The organism is Bradyrhizobium sp. CCBAU 11386 (assembly GCF_028128955.1).
Taxonomy (GTDB): Bacteria; Pseudomonadota; Alphaproteobacteria; order Rhizobiales; family Xanthobacteraceae; genus Bradyrhizobium.
Genome location: NZ_LBKA01000174.1, coordinates 1 through 18,989 on the forward strand (window position 1 = coordinate 1; position 18,989 = coordinate 18,989).

At 57.9% G+C, this 18,989-nt stretch carries 11 protein-coding genes and 3 pseudogenes; 6 read left to right on the forward strand and 8 right to left on the reverse strand.

Annotated elements, in window-relative coordinates; all coding sequences use genetic code 11:
• Positions 1 to 214 precede the first annotated feature (214 nt).
• Together ectB and XI09_RS11420 are read right to left on the reverse strand one after the other, a co-directional pair.
• On the reverse strand, positions 215 to 1,507 hold the full coding sequence (gene ectB / locus XI09_RS11415; RefSeq protein ID WP_271566924.1) for a diaminobutyrate--2-oxoglutarate transaminase: 1,293 nt from the start codon (positions 1,505 to 1,507) through the stop codon (positions 215 to 217).
• 626 nt (positions 1,508 to 2,133) lie between these two features.
• Positions 2,134 to 3,027, reverse strand: coding sequence for a 3-keto-5-aminohexanoate cleavage protein (locus tag XI09_RS11420; protein WP_271566925.1), 894 nt, complete (start codon positions 3,025 to 3,027; stop codon positions 2,134 to 2,136).
• 1,491 nt (positions 3,028 to 4,518) lie between these two features.
• Here XI09_RS11420 and XI09_RS11425 point away from each other — a divergent pair.
• Positions 4,519 to 5,913, forward strand: a complete 1,395-nt coding sequence (locus XI09_RS11425; protein ID WP_271566926.1) for a CoA-binding protein — start codon at positions 4,519 to 4,521, stop codon at positions 5,911 to 5,913.
• Between the two features lie 308 nt (positions 5,914 to 6,221).
• On the opposite strand, the pseudogene XI09_RS11430 reads toward XI09_RS11425, so the two are convergent.
• The 3 genes and pseudogenes from XI09_RS11430 to XI09_RS46110 form a co-directional block, all read right to left on the reverse strand.
• Positions 6,222 to 6,534 (reverse strand): annotated as a pseudogene (locus tag XI09_RS11430) (transposase); the annotation flags it as partial.
• A 287-nt stretch (positions 6,535 to 6,821) separates the two neighbouring features.
• Positions 6,822 to 8,477 carry a class I adenylate-forming enzyme family protein gene (locus XI09_RS11435; protein ID WP_271566927.1) on the reverse strand — a complete coding sequence of 552 codons (1,656 nt, stop codon included), beginning with the start codon at positions 8,475 to 8,477 and terminating at the stop codon, positions 6,822 to 6,824.
• Positions 8,478 to 8,932: 455 nt separating this feature from the next.
• Positions 8,933 to 9,163, reverse strand: coding sequence for a reverse transcriptase domain-containing protein (locus XI09_RS46110; protein WP_442869572.1), 231 nt, complete (start codon positions 9,161 to 9,163; stop codon positions 8,933 to 8,935).
• A 942-nt stretch (positions 9,164 to 10,105) separates the two neighbouring features.
• On the opposite strand from XI09_RS46110, the pseudogene XI09_RS11445 reads away from it, so the two are divergent.
• Positions 10,106 to 10,376 (forward strand): annotated as a pseudogene (locus tag XI09_RS11445) (IS66 family transposase).
• Positions 10,377 to 10,609: 233 nt separating this feature from the next.
• Here the strand turns inward: XI09_RS11445 and XI09_RS46115 are convergent.
• The 3 genes and pseudogenes from XI09_RS46115 to XI09_RS11455 form a co-directional block, all read right to left on the reverse strand.
• Positions 10,610 to 11,337 (reverse strand): annotated as a pseudogene (locus XI09_RS46115) (IS481 family transposase); the annotation flags it as partial.
• 93 nt (positions 11,338 to 11,430) lie between these two features.
• On the reverse strand, positions 11,431 to 12,315 hold the full coding sequence (locus tag XI09_RS11450; RefSeq protein WP_271566929.1) for an HpcH/HpaI aldolase/citrate lyase family protein: 885 nt from the start codon (positions 12,313 to 12,315) through the stop codon (positions 11,431 to 11,433).
• 196 nt (positions 12,316 to 12,511) lie between these two features.
• Positions 12,512 to 13,684 (reverse strand): acyl-CoA dehydrogenase family protein, encoded by a 1,173-nt coding sequence (locus XI09_RS11455; RefSeq protein ID WP_271566930.1) that lies wholly within the window; start codon positions 13,682 to 13,684, stop codon positions 12,512 to 12,514.
• Positions 13,685 to 14,758: 1,074 nt separating this feature from the next.
• Here XI09_RS11455 and XI09_RS11460 point away from each other — a divergent pair.
• From XI09_RS11460 to XI09_RS11475, 4 genes are all read left to right on the forward strand, one after another.
• Complete coding sequence (locus XI09_RS11460; RefSeq protein ID WP_271566931.1) at positions 14,759 to 15,019, forward strand: hypothetical protein; 261 nt, start codon at positions 14,759 to 14,761, stop codon at positions 15,017 to 15,019.
• A 183-nt stretch (positions 15,020 to 15,202) separates the two neighbouring features.
• The gene (locus XI09_RS11465) at positions 15,203 to 16,063 is read left to right on the forward strand and encodes a site-specific integrase (protein WP_271566932.1); all 861 of its coding nucleotides are present in this window, start codon (positions 15,203 to 15,205) and stop codon (positions 16,061 to 16,063) included.
• A gap of 9 nt (positions 16,064 to 16,072) precedes the next feature.
• Entirely contained in the window at positions 16,073 to 17,245 is a 1,173-nt protein-coding gene (locus XI09_RS11470) for an IS91 family transposase (RefSeq protein ID WP_271566933.1), read from the forward strand.
• A 375-nt stretch (positions 17,246 to 17,620) separates the two neighbouring features.
• A complete protein-coding gene (locus XI09_RS11475) occupies positions 17,621 to 18,970 on the forward strand; it encodes an IS701 family transposase (RefSeq protein WP_271566934.1) in 1,350 nt (449 codons plus the stop codon).
• Positions 18,971 to 18,989 lie beyond the last annotated feature (19 nt).

The following is an 18,989-nucleotide window of genomic DNA, read 5'->3' on the forward strand; positions in this document are numbered from 1 at the left end:
TGGGTGAGCGCTCCTGCTCGCCCGCAGCTCCATTCCCTGCCAGTTCGAACCTTGGCGTCAGATTAAGTCGAAACTTCTACACCCCGGCATCAACTTTGCGATGACGGGTCCGCTCCGGTGGCCTGCTGACCCGCGCCTGGTCTCGTGAGGGCGCGAGCCCTCGCTTTGCTTCTGCACGCCAAAGCAATTAGGCCGCCTGCCCAGGACTGCGGGCTCAAACAGATGAACACTCGGCCAGAGTTTCGACCAACGCTTCTTCGAATAAGTCAAGGCCGCGGTTCAAAGTGTCAGTATCAATGGTGAGTGCAGGCAATATTTTTACGACCTGATCGGCCGGTCCGCATCGCTCGAGCATTAATCCCTTATCAAACGCCTTACGTGTGGTTGCTTCAGCGATTTCAGCAAAATGGCAATCAAAACCAAATACCATTCCGCGCCCCCGAACCGCAAAGCGGTTCTCATGCTTGGATACAAGGATCTCGAGGCGACCCCGGACCAATTCTCCCATGCGCCGAATCTCGTCTGAGAATGATCGGCTGCGCCAATAGAGGTTCATAGCTGCGGTTCCGGCGACAAGCGCAAGGTTGTTTCCTCTGAACGTCCCAATGTGCTCCCCTGGCCGCCATACATCGAATCCATCTTTGATCAGCAACATTGATAACGGAAGACCGTACCCGCTTAGCGATTTCGACAACACAATAATGTCCGGCGACAAACCGGCGAACTCGAAGCTAAAGAACTCACCTGTGCGGCCGCAGCCCATCTGTATGTCATCGACCACGAAAAGAGCATCAACATCTTTTGCGATTGCTTGAATTGATTGCAACCATTTCCTACCTGCGACGTTTATGCCACCTTCCCCCTGCACTGTTTCAACGAGAATGGCAGCAGGACGATCGATGCCACTGCTTTCGTCCATCAACATCTTTCGCAGATAGTCGGCCGTATCAAGAGTTGGTCCAAAATACCCATCATAGGGCATGAATGTTGTGCCGGACAAAGGCACGCCGCTGGCCGCGCGATAAAACCGATTACCACTCCCAGCAAGTGCTCCTAAGCTCATCCCGTGATACCCGTTAGTGAATGAGACAATGTTTTGACGTCCTGTAATTTTTCGTGACAGCTTTAGCGCCGCTTCGATGGCATTCGCTCCGGTTGGTCCAGTGAATTGGAATTTGTACTGCATACCTCGCTCTTGAAGTATTACAGACCTGAACGTCTCCATAAAGTCGAGCTTGGCAGGCGTCGCCATGTCAAGCCCATGTATCACGGCATCGGAAGCCAAATATTCAGTAATAGCAGCTTTAATCGCGTGATTGTTGTGGCCGTAGTTTAGCGCTCCGGCACCCGACAAGAAGTCAATGACTTTCCGCCCATTTTCCGTCAACATAACGGAGCCGCGCGCTCGGTTGAAAATCGCTGGAAATGAACGTGAGTAGGAGCGGACGTTTGATTCTAGCGCTTCAAGAGCTTCGATCGTGCGTGGCTTTCCAATTGCTGTCGGCATGTTGTTTTCTCTCAAATGAGGTGGTCTTTGATTGCACGCGGTTCGAACGTAACCTTCGACATGCAAGCGCAGCGGAGGCGCTGCTTGCCTAATCGCCCCAGACCGGCTCCACAGCTTATTTTGGGCCTCAAAAGCCTCAACCTACTCAGGTCGGTAGTTAGCGAAGGCAACCGGGGCATTCGACTTCCGAAGTCGAGATGGCTTTCACTGTGCTTGTAGGCTCTTCGGAGCAGTGCGCTGTTTCAATTCTCTGGGATCGCTTAGAGCGCTGGCATTGACGGGCTTTATACCGGCCGAAAGAATGGCTGCGAAGTTGAGCTCAAGCGGCAATCACGCCTCAGGCATCAAACTGGCTCTGCAGGAGGTGCTACTTAAGCTACGCGCTGGCGCAGACTCCTGTACGTGTTCTTCGCTCCCATGTCTTCGCGACCGAGTGCACCACGGTCAGGAGCTCCTTAGCGACGCGGATATGCCCGCCGCAGCTTCGCTGGACTTCCTGGACGCGCTCGACCCACGAAGCACAGCTATACAGTTTCACGTCTGCGCCATTAACGATGGAGCATGCAGCGTTTTCGCCGCCACACTCCCCGGCCTCGAGCAGCTCGACCGCTAGACGTAAGGGCTCGTCAGCTATGAGCTTTGAACCCAAGCTTGTCGCGCGTCTCGTCCGGGCTCATCACCCGAATCCCGATCCTCTCGAGAATCTCTACCGCCCGCTGCACGAGCTCGGCATTGGTTGCCAGCCGCCCGCGCGAGAGATAGAGGTTGTCCTCCAACCCCACCCGCACGTTGGCACCCACCAGCGGTGCCAACGCTACGTATGGAAGCTGCATCCGCCCTATCGAAAAGGCTGAGTAGATGGCATGCGGCGGAAGCCTGTGCACGATCGCCATTAGCGTAGTCGGGTCGTCCGGCGCACCATAGGGGATGCCCATGCACAGCTGTATCAGTGGAGCATCTTGGATGAGGCCCTCTTTGATCAATTCATGCACCAATACCAGACCGCCAGTATCGAATACCTCGAGCTCAGGACGGACCCCGAGCTCTCGTACGCGTGCGGCCATCGCGCGCAGCACGCCGGCGGTATTTACCATGATTAGATCGTCCGGGGTGGCGAAGTTCATCGTCCCGCAATCCAATGTGCAGATTTCGGGGCGCAGCTCTTCCACATGCACGAGCCGCTCAAGCGCGCCCACCATGTCCGTCTTCCTAGGGTCCGGCGGCAGCGGTGTGCCGACCCCGCCCAACACGAGATCGCCGCCCATCCCCGTGGTGAGGTTAATCACGGGCCTCACATCCGATTGCCTAATCCGTCGGACCACTTCGCGGTATAGGGCTGGATCCCGCGAGCCCCGCCGGGTTGCGAGATCGCGTACATGGATATGAACAACGGCCGCTCCCGCACGCGTCGCATCGATTGCAGAGCTTGCGATTTGCTCTGGGGTTACCGGCACATGCGGACTCTTCGGCGCACTCCCACTGCCCGTTATCGCACAAGTAATGAACACTTCAGAAATCATTTGCAGCTTCTCCTCACAGCGAGAGATCGACCGGTGCCAATTCAAACTGACGATCGGCACTCTCATGCAGATCAGCCGTTTGTATTCCGGGAGCAGACAAAACCAGCCGGTTGAGTATCGCGGTCTGCTTCATCTAGCACTCCTGGCGCAAGCGCCGCTCCGAAGACGTTGGCTCCGGCAGCCCTCGTCCCAGCAATCAACGTGCCACTTGCGGATTCCCGTAACGGCTTGCTTCATGAGACAAAACACGTGAGCTCATCCGGTTGATTTTGCAATGAGGTCATGCTGGCTGATTTCCGACGTCTTGGTAGTCAACAGGACACAGGCGGCATAACATGCTAGATCCCTTTGTGATGTCAGCCGACCCACGCACAGAGATTGAAGGGGTCGCTTCGCGGTGATGAAAGCTACGCGGATTTCACGCCAAGTACGTCCGACAGTTGAACGTCGGCCGGCATCATCCGTAGTCGTCGCAGGCGCGTGATGGACTTGCGCCTTCGGTGGCGCAAACGCCGTCGATCCTGTTCAGGTTTGTCACCGCGACAGGATGGCTACCGAAAATGAGCCGAACATCTGTTGTGGGGTAACGTTTGCATGCCGCTGGCATGATCGTTGCTGGTAATCGACAGAACCCCAGCGCGCTGTAGGAGGAATGAATGCACTCAGAGGCTCAAAACGATCAAGGGTCTTCCTCTTTAAAGTCTCGCGCGAAACGGCATGATCGATGGCATTTCGTTGATCGAGGGCTCATGATTTTCGGTGAGAGAGCGACCTTCATGGTGACGCTTCCGGTCGCAATCGTTCTCCTCACTGAACGCGCTAGCTCCCCGACGATGAAGTCAGAATTTGCAAATCACTCGCGGCCGTGATACTTGCGTTCGCTTCTGAAAGCCTGAAACGTGCGCGGCATATCCGCACCTCTCCAGCTCGCTCTCGCCGAATGCGAGCCAGATCGACGAGCGACAGTGCTTTTGCGTTCGCGGGCGAACCACTCGACAAAACAAGAGATCTTGGCCCGATAGCCCATCTCAACCGGCTAGGGGGCATTACGAACACACCAACGAATATAGCGGGTCGGGTGGATGAACGTACAAAGAAAACTTTTCAACGCGAACTGCAAGTTTGTGCGGCGGCCCGGGCTCGCAGCGGTGAACGTTAGCCCGATCGCCTGCACCTCCATTTTAGCGTCGAGATGAGCGGACGTTGTTTGTCGCGCGTTCGTAACCTAGCGAATGCGGGCGCCGCGTCGTTTTAGAGCCTGCTCGTCCCTTCTTCGCTCAAGAAAGATCGCGATGACAAACTGATCATTTGTCCCGTGCTCGCCTTTCACCGATGCTCATGAGAGGGAACTACATGTCAACGACCAGCGAGAACACAACTACGCAAGCAGTAAGCCATGCGAACCAGACCGGTCACTCCGGTTCAAGACGGTTAGAGAACACTTGTGGAGCACGCAATCTTCGATCACTCTTTGAGCCTCGGGGGATTGCCGTGGTCGGCGCCTCACCGAAGCCGGGCCTCGCGAATGTCATTCTTGACAATATCGTGTCGTCTGGATTCGATGGAAATGTCGCCGCCGTAAACCCCAACTATAGTACCGTTTGCGACGTGGGCTGTTACAGAAGCATTTCAGAAGTTCCGTTCCAGGTTGATTTGGCCGTGCTATGCGTTCGTGCTGAGAACATCCTGACAGTTCTGGAGGAATGCAAGCGAAGTTCGGTCGGCGCTGCACAGATTATCTCGAGCGGCTTCGCGGACCTCGGCTCGGAAGAGGGTAGCGCGAAACAGCTAGAAATTCAGCGATGGACGAAAAACTGGGAGAGAATGGTAGTTGTCGGGCCGAATACAATTGGAGTCGTTAATCTGCACCGCCCGATGATTGCTGTTGGGCTAACAGGAATACCTAAGATCGTCGCCGGAGACGTTAGCGGCGTCTTCCAGAGCGGGCAGATGGTTGCAACAATGCACCCGATTATTGGCAGGGGCATCGGCATCGGAAAACTCGCGACAACCGGCAACGAAGTTAGCGTGACAACAAGCGAACTAATCAATTACTTTGCTGCCGATCCCCAAACAGAAATCATCGTCAGCTATTCCGAGGGCATAAAGGATCCCGAAGCCTTCGCGCTCGCTTGCCTAAGTGCGCGTAAACAAGGCAAGCCAATTGTTATGTTGCGCGTGGGCGCTCATCCCGAGGTACGAAAGGCCATCAGCCGACATACGGCAACACCAACGGCAAACAACTATGAAAGAGACATCGCGTTGCTGGAAGAACTCGGTGTGATCACGGTTGATTCGGTCGAAGACCTGATCGAAACCGTTGTTGCTTTCAAGGCGTCATCCCAAAGACCCCGAGGCAATCGAGTCGCCTTCGCGAGCTTTTCAGGTGGAATGGGAAACATTATGGCCGACCTGATTTTATCGACACCGAGCCTGAAGCTGGTCGTGTTCTCCGACCAGTTGCGCAAGCGGCTTGCGGACGTGCTTCCGAAGTTTTCAAATAGCGTCAATCCCTTGGATCTGAGTGCCCAGAGTGCTTTCGATGTGCAGGTCTTAAGTAACTGCATGCAGATACTTGGAGAGAGCGGTGAGTTTGACGTCCTTCTCTGGGGGAAGGACTTGCCTCTGAGCATCGAAGACGAGTCACCGGTGGGCCTTGCTCTTAGAGAGCTAGCGACCCAACATCCTGAAATAGTTGTTATCCCGATCTCGCAAATGAGCGGTATCCCTCTACGTAAAGGCGTTGATGGAAGCCCACCGATGTTCTCCGGCCGACCGCTCTTGCAAGGGACGGCTAGTTCGGTTCGCGCTGTCGGGAAAGTTATCGCGTGGCATGCGTCCGCCCTCAAGTCGGCACCGCCGAACAATCGGCAGGAGGCGCTGTAGCGACATGAGCCACGTGCTTGACATGGATAGCCGCACATTGGTGCTATCCTCTGCAAAAGGTTACATCGACTGAAGGCTTGGACAGACCCAGAACGAAAGTACTGCTCTGGAGCGCGGTAACTGCGTTGATTTCGTTTGAGCGATAGTGATCAGCGGTGTCGGATACGAATTTTGATCAGGGCGGGGCTGGCGATCCTGACTGAGGCACTAAATGGTCGTCCGTGAACAAGCCTCCAAGCGCCTGATCGGCATTTTGTTTTCGATTACTCGGTCGTTTGATAATGCAGGGATTTTGGGCTTCAACTGCGGATGGTTTTACACGACGGCCGCTCGCTTACTCCCGTGGGCATCCATGAGACGCGTGACAGCTTTTCCGATTGACCGCGGGCGTCACCACTCTTTGCCAACAAGTCCTTCGCCGCGTTGTCCAGCATGGCAGCCGCGTTGTTTTCGTCCTCCACGTCTTCAGCTCCGTGACCTCCATCCCGCCAAACCTGGTTTTCCATTTATGATACTGGCGTCACTGAGGCCGCCTTCCGGCATAGATCGGCAATCGAAACACCAGCCTCGTGCTCCTTCAAAATCCCGATGATGCTCTTCCGAAAAACGGCTGCGCTTCATGCTCTGGTCCTTGTCTTGGGCCAGAGCGACTCAACCTGGATTAATTCCGTGGGGCAAGGTCAACGCTCTTGCACTACCTGATCAAGATCGCCGGCTTGGCAGCTATCCCGCGCCGCCAATCTGCCGCCCGGAGGCGCGCGCGGTCTGGCACGTCTCACCGACGTCATGGGTGCCAAGGAGAACTTGTCCTTAGGCGCCATCGGATGCTTACGGTCCCATGGCGCCAACGTGGGCTCGCTAGAGTGCCGAACTGAGAACCGCCGCGCAAGTGAGGAGGACACTTGGCTTCAGTGCCAGCGCTTCTGCTCAACGTCGTAGGCGTCGGCAAGCGGATTGCTCACGGCTATCAGGTCACGTTTGACTACTTTATTGCTCGCAGCAGTTCTGGGGAGCGCCGGAATAAAGGCGATGTATCGTGGCACCTTGAACACGGCAAGACGAGCACGAGCATGTTCAAGAATCCGCTCAACGGGGAGATCGCCCGGCGTGAGGCCTTCTTTCAACTCCAGGTAGACCTTAACCTCCTCGCCACGTTTGACATCAGGAACGGGCACGGCGGCAACATCAGCAATCTGAGCAATCTCACGGATGACGGCTTCGACCTCGCGGGCAGCAATGTTCTCGCCCGAGCGTCGGATCATGTCCTTGATGCGTCCTACCAGCCAATGGAAACCTAGTTCGTCGCGCCGCAGCAAATCTCCTGTCTTGAACCATTCACCCTCAAACGAGGCGCCACTCGCCTCCGGTCTTCTCCAATAGCCCCTGAAAATTCCGCGGCCACTCACCCACAACTCGCCAATTTCGCCGACCTGCGTGGGTGTGCCATCGTCATTCATCAGCCGCAGTTTGCGAAATGGCGCACGAAGCCCAACCGATCCCGACTCGGCTAACTCGTCAAGGTCGTTCGGCATTTGTGTGCCAAACCCAATTTCCGTCATCCCGTAAGCATCTTGGGTGCGTACTCCAAACCGTTTCCGAAATTTTCCTACGCTGTCAGGATTCCAGCCCCAGTTCAGAGTCTGCTTCAGGCATGTCGTTCCGTCGTCGCCGACGGCCTCCGCCTGTCGCGCTACAAGCTCGGGAAACACGCACCACTCGATGCGGTGCTGCTTGACCCAACCAATGAAGCGCCGCGAGCTGAGTGACGGAGCTAGGTAGAACGTACCTCCCTGTCGATACGACTTCAGCAGATATCCTTGCGGATCACCATAAGAAAAAGGGAGAGCAGACAGATACCTCTGGTAGGCTTGGCCGTCACCGAATGCCCCTTGATACGAGCTCACAGCCCAGTAGTCGTGCGTCAACATGCACCCTTTTGGAAAGCCTGTTGTCCCCGAAGTATACTGAATATTCACCAGGTCGTCGGGGCCGATATCCTCCTCTACTAGAGAGTTGCCAACGCCCTTGAGCAACTCGTCGAGAGTAGTTCCTATTCCCACGGAAGGCTGGCCAACGCAAATTACTCGGTCCTTGGAGAGGTCTTGCGGCCAAGGCTCCATCGTCACGAACGCTGACCATGCGGACTCATCGACGACCGCCACTTCGGCCTGTGTATCGCTGAGAACGTATTCGATCTCCCTCGGCGTATAGCGCATGTTGATCGGAACCATCACCGCGCCGAGTTTGGCCATCGCCAGCCACAGGATCGGGAATTCGATGCGATTGGGCAACATCACTCCAATTCGGTCACCCTTCCGTACGCCGAATGCACGCAGCGCATGCGCGAATTTGTTGGACGATTCGTCCACCTCGGAGTAGGTCGCGCGCTCGCCGCGCTCGAAAACGTCTATTGCGGTCGTTGAGCCGTGCGTTCTCGCTCGGATTGAAACCAGCTGTCCGATCGTGATGGTTTCATAAGTGGATTCCAGCGCCTCGATCGAGCGCAATCGGCTTGCGACCCGCTCTTGCAGCTGATTTTGCGTCAATTTTGTAGGGCTTGTCATTGGATAGCACCTCGCGAGACGGAAAGAACGAACGAGCAGTCCATTTCATTGCAACTTATCGAATTTGTCGGTCACCAGTCAGCGCAGCCGTTCTCCTCAGCACGCGGCTTAGCTGCGTGAACGTGTGTCACGACCATCGATTAGGCGCGCTCCCTATCCCAGCAATTCGAATGAGGTAACGCGTATTCTCGTCTGCGGAAGGACGAACGCATCGGGTCCTCCTATGCTTCGACGTAGGGTGCGTGATCGAGGCAAGCTATTGTGAGCGTGGCAGTCTCTCTCTCGAAGCGTTTGTCGGTCGTTGGAGAAACGTGCATTGGATCAATAGCGCTTCTCATTCCTTTACTTTATCCTGTCCAGAAGAGCTGGGCCATGGAGAGCCAATAAACTGGATCATAGAGCTTTGCGAACGACGGAAACACTACCGGTTCTGATGAGGCGTTTAGTATTTGCCACTAATTCGAGATGTCGACTTCCACCACCCAGCGCAACCCTTGCTCCATGAAACCATTACGCAGGGCATGTGGGGCATCATGCACCGATCGTCTCGGTCGGAAGCCGTACGAGCGCGACAAGAAGTCGGTCTCGTAGATCGGCGCCAGCAGCAGGGAAATCGTCCGCTGTACTTTCTTGTCTTCGAATGTCGCGATGCCGAGTGGCCGTTCGGTCCCATCCGCCTTCGGGATGTAGTGCCGTCACACCGGCGGCCCGATGTAACGTCCGGATTTGATGCGCGCCAGCAGACCGCCGAGATTGGCCTACAGGTTTGCTTCATAGTCCGCCGCGGTCATGCCTCGATGCCAGGCGCGCCATCCTTGCGCGTCAGGCGATAGGCCTCGAGCATTCATTCACCGTCGATCAGGTGATGCCGCGAGGTCAGAAACCGCTTGGGATTCTTCCTCGCCAGATCGGCCATCCATTGTCGTTGCGTGGACGGGTTCGTGGGACTCAGCGTTCCACCCGTGTTTCTCGTCAATGGGTCTTAACGCGTGGCGGCTCCCTTCCCTCAAGCGGGTCCCAGTGAGCCCAGTTTCCCGCCTTCCTGGATACTACGAAGCCCCTACGACTTTCCGCGCGCGTCCGTCGGCTTATGTCTTCACCTCGGGATTCCTTGGTGTTTTCGTGTTCGCGTGCGCGCTCCCGATGCTCGCCAAGTCGGTCATCAGGCCTGGAGCGTTGTTTTGGCCAGTGCTCGTGCCGGCTTTCCCATGTGGGTACAAACGGGACCTCCCAGGTTTCCTGGTGGCGCATCCCGTACCTTCCCCTGCTCAGAGGCGCCCGGCCGAACCGGTCAGACTGGCCATAACGACTTTCCCAGTGCTGCCCCGGATCCAACACGGCGAAGGCTTCAGCACGACCATGATCCGAGGCTAGCCACAGGGCTTCGCTACCCGCTGTCTACGCTTCACGAGCGACGTTGCCGTCACCGATGCAAGACTCGCTTCCGGCTGGCGGGCTCCCATCTTTGATGGCGTCGAACCCTCTGGGTCACGTTGAAAGGTTTCAGATCACATTCTTCAGCCTTTCCAGGACTTGTCCTGACGCAAGCTGGGCGCATATGCGCCGCAATTTCTATAAGCTCGCAACACCTGGCCCAGCACCCATCGCGAGAGAGAGGCGCTCAACGCATGGCCGAGTTCTATGCGATTGAGAAGGACATCCGCGCCCGAAGTGCCGAGGAGCGTCGCCTCGTGCGGCAGCAAAAAAGCCAGTTGCTTGCTGATGCCTTCCAGAAATGGCTACACCCAACTCGCCGTGATCGGCCAGAGGGACAAGCTCGCGACGGCATCCTCTATGCGCTCTCACGGTTGGGGGCTGACGCGCTTCATCGATGATGGTGGTATCGAGCTCGACAATAACGTCGTCGAACCTTCGATCCGTCTGATCACGCTCAAGTAGAAATGCGCTGTTCGCAATATCCGATGGCAGTACCGAGCACAGGGCCATCGTCGCCTCACTGGTTGAAACCTGTAAGTTGATTGACGTCGATCCGCTTGCTTAGCTGACCGACGCGCTCACCAGCAACGTCAAGCGTTATCCAAACCGCGACATCGACCAGCTACTGTCCTGGGCCTACCGCGCTCAAGCCCTCAAAGCCGGGGCCTGAGAACGACGCTTACGTTGATCGCGTCGTAGCGTTGGACGATCGCGTTCCGGATCGTGCGATGCACGCGCTCGACCTGGTCGCTGGTCCAGGATGCTTGACCTTCGTCCGCTGATGTTCGATCCCGCTCTCTTGGCATCGCGTATCGAAGATATGCGTCACGTAACTTGCCGTCGGCCGTCCGCATAGCGCGGTGGGAAGATGAACTGGAGCCACTGAGCACCGTGTGGATCTTCTACCGGGGGCCGCGATCAAACCTTCGAGGAGGGCTAAGCTGAGGTCCTTCCGGTCGTCCTGACCAGCTGCACAATGGCGCACGGTGTCGATTGCGGCGTGCAGGTAGAGCTTGCCTTGCGGTCTGGAGCACGTCAGCGAGGCCGATGTGGAACCGATCGAGATAGGCCTTCTTTTCTTCGAGGTCTGTCGTGTTCGATCCCCGACGATCGGCTGTTGCCGTGGCATTGAAGGCCACGATGCAGGGATGGCCGCGTCAGATGCCGGGTGGTCGATTGCAGGGCATAGAGGCAATCGTCAAGCCGCAGCAGCGTATATGTTGGAAAGCGACAATGATCGCGTCCTCCGCGAAGGAATCGAATTGAGGCTTTCTTAGGGTCGCTCGACAGATCGGCGACGGTGTCACGCGTCTCCCACTTTGATCCCGTAGCGCCTGGCGAGTGCTCTCACTTCTTGACTATTTGGTGTTACTCGACGGACTGCCCCTCTCCCTGTCCTGGTGGCGCAGCCGACTTGTCTCATGTCGCATCCTTCACATGGTGCTACAGGAATGCACAAGCTTGGGACTGAACACCTAAAACGACTTCACCGTTGTGGGCAAACGCTTTTCTGGCCCTATGTTACATTGTCGTGGCGGCGAATGGCATCCGCGACTGCGATTGTTCGCTTCGCCATTTCGGCATGCAGCCGCTCCACCATCTGCCCGTCGACCTGGATCGCCCCACGAGCGGTGTTTTCTGGCAATTCAAAGGCCGCAATGATGCGGCGCGCCTGCGCCAACTCCTCTACCTGAGGCGTGAAGATGGCGTTACACGCGTCGATCTGGTCCGGATGAATTAACGTCTTCCCGTCGAAACCAAAATCTCGCGCTTGCCGGCACTCGGCAGCAAAGCCCTCCGGATTGGAAAAATCGCTGTAAGGACCGTCGAGTATTTCAATGCCGTGCGCGCGTGCAGCCAATATGCAATGAGTTATCGTTGCGATCATGGTTGCGCGTCCCGGCACCATCTTAATTCCCGTCTCCCGCGACAAGTCGTTCGGGCCAAATACGAAGCCTGCAAGTCTCTTTTTCGGAATGGCCGCGCCGGCAGCAAGCTCCTCGGCATGCCAAACCGCCCGCGCAGTCTCGATAATAACCCAAAGCGAAAGTGAGGGGGCCGCACCATTCGCTGCGAGTTGTTCCGCGATGCTGTTGAGGTCGGCCATGCTCGATACCTTTGGCACGAGAATTCCGTCGGGCCGCGCCTGTGCGGCCATAGCGACATCTTCGCGCCACCACCGCGTTTCCACCGCATTGACGCGGATCAGCACCTCCCGCTTGCCGAAGCTACGGGCTTTGACGACCTCCGCAATCTGTGCACGCGCCGTGGGTTTCGCATCGGGCGCGACTGAATCCTCTAGATCGAGCACCAGTGCGTCGGCCCGCAGGGTCCGGCCTTTTTCGAGCGCCTGCGCGTTGGATCCCGGCATGAACAAGGCGCTGCGGCGTATACGGGTCATGGTTCTCTCCAAAGGTGACTAGCGAGCCCAAGCAATATCATCCCCCTAGCCCTATCAAAAGGGCAAGCTCTGCTTCATTCTAGCGCGCTAGCCTTTGGAGTCTCGACCGTACATGCGGCCCGGGCGGTTTCAAAGGCGTCCTTGATTTCGCATGCTCGACTATCCAGCCCAGCTTGTTCATAGTCGATTCGGCACTTTAGACGCCGATCACGCCGAGTTTGGCGTGACCCTTGAACAAGTTTCGCGCGATAGCGCGTCGTTGAATCTCATCGGTACCGTCTTGGATACGGTATGCTCGTAGTTCGCGATACCACCGCTCGATCGGTAGCTCCTTGGTATAGGCCATCCCGCCGTGGATCTGCATGACGCGATCAACTATCTTGTTTGCGGTAATTGAACCGATCAGCTTGGCGATCGCTGAAGTGTGTCGAGCGTCATGTCCACTCTCCGCTTGCCAGGCGGTGAGGAGGGTAAGGTACTTCACTGCCTCGATCTCGACATGAGAATCAGCAATCTGCCACTGGACGGCCTGGTATTCTGCAATGGGGTGTCCCATGGACATTCGGTTCTTCGAGTATTCGATCGCCATCTCGAGCAGGCGCTCTGACGCGCCCAGGGCTACCGAGGGGACCTCATAGCGACCGCCGCCAATCCAGTCCATTGCCAGCCGGAAGCCCCATCCTAGTTCGCCGACGATATTGCAACTCGGCACACGGACGTCCTCGAAAACAAGCGATGCTAGGCACCCTTCGCCCATGATCGCAATGGGGTAAGACCGCCAGCCCATCGTACGATCGACGAGAAAGCAGGTGATGCCGCCCGATGCGCCCCTCTTGGGATCAGTGACGGCGAACACTATCGCGAAGTCGGCCTCATCTCCGTTGGCGATGAAAGTCTTCTCGCCGTTGATGATCCAATCGTCACCGTCGCGCACTGCACTCGTGCGAATCGCAGTGGCGTCCGAGCCGGCCCCAGGCTCAGTTATCGCGAAGCAGCTGACCCGCTCTCCTTCGATCGTCGGGATAAGATATTCCTGCTTCTGACTATCCGTGCCGGAGAATAAGATGTTGTCGGCGGATCCGCCAAATTTAAACGGGACGAAGGTACGGCCCCTTTCCATACAGACGAGCGAGTTCATGATTGCTCCGACTGCGGCTCCGCCGTACTTTTTGGGGGTCGTGAAGCCCCAAAAGCCCCTGCTCTTCGCTTTCAGCTGTAGGTCTCGCTGCTGCCCTGGCTCGAGGCCGGGACGGCCCCGTCGCTCGTTGATAAGAACTTGCATCTCGAGGGGAATGATTTCTTTATCGATGAACGCGCGGACGGAGTTACGGACCATGACCTGGTCGTCGCTGAGTGAAAAATCGAGCATGCTTTTCGTTCCTGTAGATGGTCATTTCTTTGGTGAATGGTTGTGCCGCAAATGGTATCGGTGCCAGGAGGACGTCGACGATATAATGACCTGCTGATTTCGAAATGCTCTAAACCAGAGGACGCCGAAACTCACTAGCATTCGCACGGTGTCCAAGGCGGTTGCGAACGGCGCTTGGGCCGCGTCCAGGCTTCCAATATGCCGAACAGCGGCTTTGCAGCGGGCGCATCGAGCACTCCTCTGGCATATTCGCGATTGCACCGAGCGCCTGGTCCTAAGCGTCGGTGCTAACGCGCCAGCGCAGGCCAACCCATTGGGTTTAAGCACCAGTCCGAAGGAGCAAAGTCGGGCGCCAGCGCTTGAATTTGAAGCTAATCGACACCTTGGCGGGTATCGGCTGCGGTTGAAGGAGGAAACCGGCCGATAGCAGGACGGGTCGCCGCCATCGAAGTGTACCTTTACGACGTCGATGCTAAGATACAATTGATGCCGACCCAAGCCCTCCGTCAGAGCGGGTGGCGCCGCCACTGACAATCGGCGTTGGAGCCAGCAAATTCCTCCCTTTTGGTGCGTGGCAGCCACTTCTTCGACGAATTCCTGTTTGATCATGAGGACGGCGCTGGCCTGCCGCCCACCACAAACGACGCTCGATTTCGGTTGCAGAAAGCATTCCCGTTTTCTGCATCGACAAGGCTCCAAGCGCGCACCGCGCCGTCGCAACACAATGTCGCAGCTGAACTTCCGGAGCGCCTTTCCGAATGCGCGCGACGCAGACACTATCAACGCGCAGCTGCGCCGACCGGCCGTCAGTCTCATGCAGCATTTCATGCTGGATCCCAAATCTGTTGAAGCTCCACGAGCAGATCGATGTCAAGCTTTCGATCGAGCGCGGCGAGCCAATGCAGTGACCGCTGCACCTCCATCTGCGGCGATCACCGGAAGCTCGTACCTGGCGCCGGCCATTAGACCGTTGCCCTGAGCACGGCGCGCTTGGCCGTGGCCCCAAGAACGGTGCACAATGCGCTGAGTGAGTTGCATCGAGGTACACGTGGTGGTCCGAAGGTGTTCTGTCGCATGCGTAAGGTCCAACGAATCGATCTTTTGGCGCATATCCTAGTCCACTCAGTGACGGAGAAAATGCAGCCAGCCGCTTGGCTGCGCCCGCTCGATGATGAGGCGATACTCGCCACACTTGCAAGTCTCTACAAATCTAGCGAGCAGCTCAACCAGTTCTCTGCTCAAGTGAAACAAACCACCAGTTACTCGCTTCGGCAGCTACCAAGTCAAATAGGGCAACTAACTATTACGGAGGCGAACGCGTACCAGATCCTCTGACAGCGCTGGGATATTATGGCTGCACAAACTAGCACTACTTTGGCAGATTGTTGGATTTGGGCTCTTTATTAGGATTGAACGAAGCCGCTGGCGCGGCATTTGAGGAGAGGTGGTAACGGCCGCCTCCTGTCTGAGAGGATCGAGGGTTTTCAGAGCCCAACCCTTCAGACAGGAGGTTTTCCGATGGCCCAGCTGAGCCCTCTCCGCCGACGCATGATCGAGGACATGACGGTCCGCAATTTGTCGCCGGCGACGCAACGATCATATCTCAACGCAGTATCGAAGTTCAGCCGATATTTTGGCCGATCGCCCGACCATTTGGGCTTGGAGGACGTCCACGCGTTCCAGGTTCATCTGGTGGCGACGGGGATCTCATGGCCTGCCCTGAACCAGATCGTCTGTGCGTTGCGATTCTTCTACGGGGTGACGCTCGGCCACAGCACGGTCCCGGAGCGCATCGCCTACGCGCGGGAGCCACGCAAGCTGCCGGTCGTGCTAAGTGCCGACGAGGTGGTGAGCTTTCTGGAGGCGATCCCGAGCCTAAAGAGCCGCATCGCGTTGACGACCGTCTATGCCACCGGATTACGCGTGTCGGAGGTGGTTTTCCTCAAGATCGCGGATATCGACAGCCAGCGGATGGTGATCCGGGTCGAACAAGGCAAAGGCGGCAGGGACCGTTACGTTATGCTCTCGCCGCAGCTTCTGAAGATTCTAAGGGCCTATTGGCGGCTAACCCGACCGACACGCTGGCTATTTCCCGGCCGCGACAGTGAGCGGCCGCTTGATGCGACCGTGCTGCACGCGGCATGCCGCTCGGCCCACATCGCAGCCGGTCTGAACAAGCGCGTGACGGTGCACACACTACGGCACAGTTTTGCGACCCACCTTCTGGAGAACGGCGCCGACATTCGTGTCATCCAGGTGCTGCTCGGCCATGCCAGCCTGCAAAGCACGGCACGCTACGCCCAGGTCGCCACCAAGACGATCAGCCAGACCCCGAGTCCGCTTGACCGGCTGCGATTGGAGATCGTTCCACCCGGCTGATCGGGCCTCATGGGCCCGGCTTTGGAGGTGGCGGACATATTCCGCCGCCACGGCGAAGCTTTTCGACAGGCGCATGCCGGTCACCTCGGCCGCGTCGAGCGACGCGTGATGGGCGCCATCACGGCGTGTCGGACGGCCGTGCTCGGTGGCCACGTCGAGCAATGCGACGACTGCGGTGCGACGCGCATCGCCTACAACTCCTGTCGCAATCGGCACTGTCCGAAGTGCCAGGGCGCGGCGCGCGCGCAATGGCTCGCCGAGCGGCAAGCCGAACTCCTTCCCGTGCCGTATTTCCACGTGGTCTTCACCTTGCCGGCGCCGGCCAGAGCGATTGCTTTCCAGAACAAGGCGGTGGTCTATGCCATCCTGTTCCGCTCCGCCGCGGAGACGCTCACCGCCATCGCGGCCGACCCCAAGCATCTCGGCGCCCAGCTCGGCGTGACCGCCGTCCTCCATACCTGGGGCCAGACCCTGCAACACCATCCGCATGTCCACTGCGTCGTGCCTGGTGGTGGACCTTCGCTCGACGGCACACGCTGGGTCGCTTGCCGGCCCGGCTTCTTCCTGCCGGTGCGCGTCCTCTCCCGGCTGTTCCGCCGCCTGTTTCTGCAAGAGCTGCAAGCTGCCTTCGTGGCTGGCCAGTTGGGCTTTTTTGGTGATCTCGCCCATCTCGCCGATCCCGCCGCATTCAGACAGCGGCTCGATCAGCTCCGACGGACCGACTGGGTCGTCTACGCCAAGCCGCCATTCGGCGGGCCCGAACAGGTGCTGACTTATCTCGGCCGCTATACGCATCGCGTCGCCATCGCCAACAGTCGGCTGATCTCACTCGCCGATGGTAAGGTGAGCTTTTCCTGGAAGGACTATCGGCGGAATCGCAAAGCCAAGGTGATGACGCTCGATGCCGGTGAGTTCATGCGGCGCTTTCTCCTGCACACCCTGCCGGACGGCTTTCACCGCATCCGCCACTATGGCTTCCTCGCCAATGGCGGACGCAGCGACAAAATCGCCCTCTGCCGTCAGCTCCTCGCTGTCCGCCATCTTCCGCCAGATCCAGAAGTCGATCCCCTCGTCAAATGCGAGATCCCCGCCTGCCCACATTGCGGCGGCACCATGCGGCGCGTCGACGTCATCCCGCGAGCCTGCGCGCGCGACCGTCCGTTTCGTTGTGACACATCATGACCAGCGCCTGCACCATCCACCCCTTCCGTGATCACCTGCTCGGTGGCAGCGTCCGAGGTCGCCGTGGCCGCGCTCGTCACCGCTCACCCCGCCAATCGTTCGGCCGCGCATCCCAGCGCCACCAATCCCTCGCTGCATCGCGCCCTTGGCCCAAGCAATGGCGCCGCTCACGTCCGATCAATATCGCGCCGACGCGCGGCGACCACAGGCGCGCCTTCCCCGCAGCCACACCGGCTGCACTATTCCCATAGCGCCCACAACTCCGCGGCTTCGTTCAATCCGGCTTCTATGAGGTCGCACGCTACGACAGAGCGCGCGGCTGGCCTTTGCCCCGCGACCTCACAGAACCCTCAAGATTCCCGAATCGATTTTTCAATGATTCATGGGTGGTCGGCTCTTGGAGGGCTGACCATGGCGGAATGGGAAGACGAACTCGAACGCTGGCTGAAGCCGTTCCTGGACCGGTTGGGTCATAAGACCCGGCAGCGGATGTGTCCCCTGTACGTTGCGGGATTGATCGGCCCGGGCGATCGCAAGAGCGTTCAGCCGATGGCAGAACGCCTTGCAACCGGCAACTACGATCAGCTGCACCATTTCATCGCCGACGGTGTCTGGGACGCATCACCGCTGGAATCTGAGCTGCTCAACCAGGCGGATCGGCTTGTCGGCGGCAAGGATGCGGTATTAGTCATTGATGACACCGCAATGCCGAAAAAGGGCGAACGCTCGGTTGGTGTCGCGGCTCAATATGCGTCCTCTCTTGGCAAAACGGCAAATTGCCAAACGCTGGTGTCGCTGACCCTTGCGCGCGGCGAAGTGCCCGTGATGGTCGCATTGCGTCTCTTTCTGCCCGAGAGTTGGACAGGCGACATGTCTCGTTTGATGCGTGCTCGGGTGCCGATCGAACACCGAACGGCAAGATCCAAGCCAGAAATCGCTTTGGCTGAGGTTGATCGAGCGATGGCAGCCAACGTGCGCTTTGGATGTGTGCTGGCGGATGCAGGATACGGGCTCAGCGCACCATTTCGACAAGGGCTAACAGAACGCGGATTGGCCTGGGCCGTCGGCATCCCTCGGCACCTCAAGGTGTATCCGGTTGATGTGAAGCTCATTTGGCCGATTACCAAAGTCCGCGGGAAACCACGAAAGCACCACGTGCCGGATATCTTATCGATTGCGGCAGAACACATGCTGGCGAGCGCCAAATGGAAAACCGTGAGTTGGCGCAGCGGGACGAAAGGTCGGCTGAAAGCCCGATTTGCTGCTCTCCGTGTCCGCACCGCCGACGGCCCTCCGCAGCGAATCTGGGATAAGGGTCAGCAGCATCTCCCGGGCGACGAAGCTTGGCTCATTGGCGAGCAGCGTGCCTCAGGGGAGAAGAAATACTATCTCGCCAACCTCCCTGCGGCGACGGATCTGCGCACACTGGCCGCCACCATCAAGGCACGATGGATTTGTGAGCAGGCGCATCAGCAGTTGAAGGAGGAGCTTGGGCTTGATCACTTCGAAGGGCGATCATGGCAGGGTCTTCATCGCCACGCCCTGATGACAATGATTGCCTACGCCTTCTTGCAGCACCGTCGCCTCGCACATGCGGGACGGAAAAAAAAGAATCAATGGGCCTCCGCCTCAACCAACCACGCCCGCCGTACGCCACGCCATCGTCGATCTCATTCTCCGGCCGCCATCGCAGCGATGCCCGCACTGCAGAAGACGAATCCGTGAAAAACCACAGCACAAACCA

What these genes read in the sequence shown, in the direction of transcription:
- XI09_RS11460 (WP_271566931.1), top strand. Translation starts at nt 14,759, where the DNA reads ATGCGTAAGGTCCAACGAATCGATCTTTTGGCGCATATCCTAGTCCAC.
- ectB (WP_271566924.1), bottom strand. Translation starts at nt 1,507, where the DNA reads ATGCCGACAGCAATTGGAAAGCCACGCACGATCGAAGCTCTTGAAGCG.
- XI09_RS11435 (WP_271566927.1), bottom strand. Translation starts at nt 8,477, where the DNA reads ATGACAAGCCCTACAAAATTGACGCAAAATCAGCTGCAAGAGCGGGTC.
- XI09_RS11470 (WP_271566933.1), top strand. Translation starts at nt 16,073, where the DNA reads ATGGGCCCGGCTTTGGAGGTGGCGGACATATTCCGCCGCCACGGCGAA.
- XI09_RS11450 (WP_271566929.1), bottom strand. Translation starts at nt 12,315, where the DNA reads ATGACCCGTATACGCCGCAGCGCCTTGTTCATGCCGGGATCCAACGCG.
- XI09_RS11455 (WP_271566930.1), bottom strand. Translation starts at nt 13,684, where the DNA reads ATGCTCGATTTTTCACTCAGCGACGACCAGGTCATGGTCCGTAACTCC.
- XI09_RS11420 (WP_271566925.1), bottom strand. Translation starts at nt 3,027, where the DNA reads ATGATTTCTGAAGTGTTCATTACTTGTGCGATAACGGGCAGTGGGAGT.
- XI09_RS11465 (WP_271566932.1), top strand. Translation starts at nt 15,203, where the DNA reads ATGGCCCAGCTGAGCCCTCTCCGCCGACGCATGATCGAGGACATGACG.
- XI09_RS11475 (WP_271566934.1), top strand. Translation starts at nt 17,621, where the DNA reads ATGATTCATGGGTGGTCGGCTCTTGGAGGGCTGACCATGGCGGAATGG.